General features: G+C 72.6%; 5 protein-coding genes. All 5 read left to right on the top strand.

Annotated elements, in window-relative coordinates:
• A partial coding sequence (gene tsaB / locus AB0C29_RS37715; RefSeq protein WP_360830918.1) for a tRNA (adenosine(37)-N6)-threonylcarbamoyltransferase complex dimerization subunit type 1 TsaB occupies positions 1–605 on the top strand: 605 nt, incomplete at its 5' end.
• The gene (rimI, locus tag AB0C29_RS37710) at positions 605–1033 is read left to right on the top strand and encodes a ribosomal protein S18-alanine N-acetyltransferase (protein ID WP_360830915.1); all 429 of its coding nucleotides are present in this window, start codon (positions 605–607) and stop codon (positions 1031–1033) included. The genes tsaB and rimI, both read left to right, overlap by 1 nt.
• The gene (tsaD, locus tag AB0C29_RS37705; RefSeq protein ID WP_360830912.1) at positions 1026–2078 is read left to right on the top strand and encodes a tRNA (adenosine(37)-N6)-threonylcarbamoyltransferase complex transferase subunit TsaD; all 1053 of its coding nucleotides are present in this window, start codon (positions 1026–1028) and stop codon (positions 2076–2078) included. Before rimI ends, tsaD begins: the two co-directional genes overlap by 8 nt.
• A gap of 8 nt (positions 2079–2086) precedes the next feature.
• Positions 2087–2341 (top strand): hypothetical protein, encoded by a 255-nt coding sequence (locus AB0C29_RS37700; RefSeq protein ID WP_360830909.1) that lies wholly within the window; start codon positions 2087–2089, stop codon positions 2339–2341.
• A gap of 43 nt (positions 2342–2384) precedes the next feature.
• Positions 2385–3776 (top strand): ABC transporter transmembrane domain-containing protein (locus tag AB0C29_RS37695; protein ID WP_360830906.1); only part of this gene is annotated, 1392 nt, incomplete at its 3' end.

The raw sequence follows: 3776 nt of genomic DNA, 5'->3' as shown, positions 1-3776 counted from the left end.
GGGAGGTCTCCGACAGCGGCATGAAGGGGATCGCCGAGCGCCGCACAGTCGACCCCCGGGCCCACGGTGAGCGCCTCGCCCCCCAGATCCAGCTGGTCCTCGACGACGCCGGTGTGCGGCCACGCGACCTCGCCGCCATCGTCGCCGGGGTCGGCCCCGGCCCGTTCACCGGCCTGCGGGTCGGGCTGGCGACCGCCGCCGCCATGGGGCAGGCGCTGGGCGTCCCCACGTACGGGATCTGCTCGCTTGATGCTCTCGGCCGGGCCGCCGGTCCGGGCCGGGTCCTGGTCGCCACCGATGCCCGCCGGCGCGAGGTGTATTTCGCCACCTATGCCGACGGCGTCCGGGTCACCGATCCCGATGTTGCCAAGCCCGCCGATGTCCTGGTCTCGGCCGATCGGGCTGTGGGTGAGGGCGCTCTCAAGTACAGCGAGATCTTCGGCATCCCGATCGACGACCGGCTTCTTTTTCCCTCCGGGGAGGCGCTTATCGCGCTGGCCGCGGAGCAGGTCCGGCAGGGGGCGCCGGGGGATCCGCTCACTCCGCTCTACCTTCGCCGGCCGGATGCTGTCGAGCCCACCGCGCGCAAGGCTGTGCTGCCCTGATGCGTCTCACCCGGTTCCGGTGGTGGCACATCGCCGAGGTGCTGCCCATCGAGGAGGACCTGTTCGGCGCCGAGAAGTGGTCGGCTGCCATGTTCTGGAACGAGCTTGCGCAGCGGCATTTCTACCTGGTCGCCGAGGAGGACGAGAAGGTGGCCGGTTATGCCGGCCTCGCCATCGTCGATCAGCAGGAGTCCTGGGTGCAGAACATCGCCGTCGACCGGCGGGCCCAGCGTGCTGGCATCGGGCGGCAGTTGCTGGAGGCGCTGCTCGCCGAGGCCGGGCAGCGCAAGGTGCTGCTGGAGGTCGCCGTCGACAATGCTCCTGCTCAGCGGCTTTATGCCGGCTATGACTTCGAGCCCGTCGGTCTGCGGCGCGGCTACTACCAGCCCAGCAACACGGACGCCCTGGTGATGATGCGTAATGCCTGACGAGCCCCTTGTTCTCGGGATCGAGACCTCCTGCGACGAGACCGGGGTCGGCATCGTCCGCGGGCACACCCTGCTCGCCGACGCGCTCGCGTCCAGCGTCGAACAGCATGCCCGCTTCGGCGGGGTGGTGCCCGAGGTCGCCAGCCGGGCCCATCTCGAGGCGATGGTGCCGACCATGCAGCGGGCGCTCGACGACGCCGGGGTCACCCTGGCCGACATCGACGCGATCGCCGTGACCGCCGGGCCTGGTCTCGCGGGCGCCCTGCTCGTCGGGGTCGCCGCGGCCAAGGGGTACGCGCTGGCCGCCGACAAGCCCATCTACGGCGTCAACCACCTCGCGGCCCACGTCGCCGTCGACACCCTCGAGCACGGACCGCTGCCCGAGCCGGCCATCGCCATGCTCGTCTCCGGCGGCCACTCGTCGCTGCTGCTGGTCGACGATCTCACCGCCGGGGTCACGCCGCTCGGCGCGACCATCGACGACGCCGCGGGGGAGGCCTTCGACAAGGTGGCCCGGCTGCTCGGGATGGGTTTCCCCGGTGGCCCGGTGATCGACCGGACGGCCCGCGACGGCGACCCCGCCGCGATCGCCTTCCCGCGCGGCCTTACCTCGCCGAAGGACCAGCTCAAGCACCGGTTCGACTTCTCCTTCTCCGGGCTGAAGACCGCCGTGGCGCGCTGGGTCGAGGCCCGCGAGCGCAGCGGCGAGCCGGTGCCGGTCGCCGACGTCGCGGCCAGCTTCCAGGACGCCGTCTGTGACGTGCTGACCAGCAAAGCCCTGGACGCGTGCCGGGAGCACGGCGTCGAGACGCTGATCATCGGCGGTGGGGTGGCCGCCAATTCGCGGCTGCGGGTGCTCGCCGAGGAACGCGCCGCGAAGCTCGGCATCCGGGTGCGGGTGCCGCGGCCCGGCCTGTGCACCGACAACGGCGCCATGGTCGCCGCCCTCGGTTCGCATCTCGTGGCCGCCGGCGTCGCGCCCAGCCGGCTCGACCTGCCGGCCGATTCGGCCATGTCATTGACCTCGGTCACTGTGGCGGGGTAGGAATCAGCATGATTGCTCGCATGTGGGAGGTACGGGCCCTGGGCAGCGGCTTCGACGAGCTGCTCAGCTGGGTCTGCGACGTGGCCCTGCCGCAGGTCGAGGTCCTGCCGTCGCACGTGTCGAGCGAGGTCTACTCGTCGACCGACCATCGCATCGTGGTCATCTCCCGCTGGCGGCACACCCCGGCCGACCTGCCCGCGCCGCCGGCGCACCTGACCGCCCGCGCACCGCACGCCTGGGATTTCACGCCCGTCGATAGATAACGTGCTTCCCCGTGACGGCGCAGTTTCGTACCGTCAGGGGAGAATGCGCGAGCTGCCGCCTGCCGACCCCGGCATTCCCGACGACCGGTCCGCCACCCGCTACCTGGGCTGGCTCGCCCGGCGCACCTGGCCATCCACCACCGGTGGCGCGTTCTTCGGCATCATCTGGATGACCTGCCAGGCCCTGGTCCCGGCGGTCATCGGCCGGGCCATCGACGCCGGGCTGACCCATCGGGACGGCGGCGCCCTGCTCACCTGGAGCCTGGTGCTGCTCGGCATAGGCGTGGTGCAGGCCGCCACCGGGGTGACCCGGCACCGGCTGGCCGTCTTCAGCTTGCTGGCCGGCGCGTACCGCACCGTCCAGGTGGCCGTCCGGCAGTCGAACCGGCTCGGCTCGGCCCTGCCACGCCGGCTGGAGGCGGGCGAGGTCGTCGCCATCGGCACGGCCGACATCAGCCACATCGGCGGGGCCCTGGACATCACCGCCCGCGGGGCCGGCTCACTGGTCGCGGTCGTCACGGTGACGGTGATCCTGCTGTCCACCTCGTTGCCGCTGGGGCTGGTCGTGGTGCTCGGCGTGCCGCTGCTGATGGCGGTCGTCGGGCTGCTCATCCGGCCGCTGCACCACCGCCAGCAGGCGTACCGGGAGCAGCAGGGCCGGCTGACCGGCCGGGCCAGTGACCTCGTCGGCGGGCTGCGGGTGCTGCGCGGGGTGGGTGGCGAGCCGGTCATGTCCGGTCGCTACCGCGCCGAGTCGCAGCGGCTGCGGGCGGCGGGCCTGCGGGTGGCGACCGTGGAGGCGTTGCTGGAGGCGGCCCAGGTGCTGCTGCCAGGCATCTTCCTGGTGCTGGTGACCTGGCTGGGGGCCCGCTTCGCCCTCTCCGGGCAGATCACCATCGGGCAGCTGGTCTCCTTCTACGGGTACGCGGCCTTCCTCGTCGCGCCGCTGCGGCAGCTCACCGAGACGCTGGACAAGCTCACCCGCGGGCACGTCTCCAGCCGCCGGGTGGTGCGGATGTTGCGGGCCCGCACGGACCTGCCCGACCCGGTACGCCCGGCACCCGCGCCGGGGCCCGGCGAGCTGGTCGACAGCGTGTCCGGGGTGGTCGTGCGGCCGGGACTGGTCACCGCGATCGCCGCGGCCGTGCCCGCCGACGCCGTCGCCATCACCGATCGGCTCGGCCGCTACGTCGACAGTGCACCGGGTACGGCGGCGACGCTGGCCGGCGTACCGCTGAATGATCTTGACCTGGAGACCGTGCGCGAACGGATCCTGGTGGCCGACAACGAAGCCCGGCTGTTCTCCGGTCCGCTCCGCGAGGATCTGGATCCGAGCGGTACCGCGCCGCTGGCCGCCGCGCTGGCGGCGGCCGGCGCGGACGAGATCGTCGACGGGCTGGCCGCGGGCCTGGATACCGCGGTCGCCGAGCGGGGC

It is taken from the genome of Actinoplanes sp. NPDC048791 (genome assembly GCF_040650095.1).
Taxonomy (GTDB): Bacteria; Actinomycetota; Actinomycetes; order Mycobacteriales; family Micromonosporaceae; genus Actinoplanes.
The sequence above is the reverse complement of the archived record's forward strand: the minus strand, read 5'-3'. Positions and strand labels throughout refer to the sequence as shown.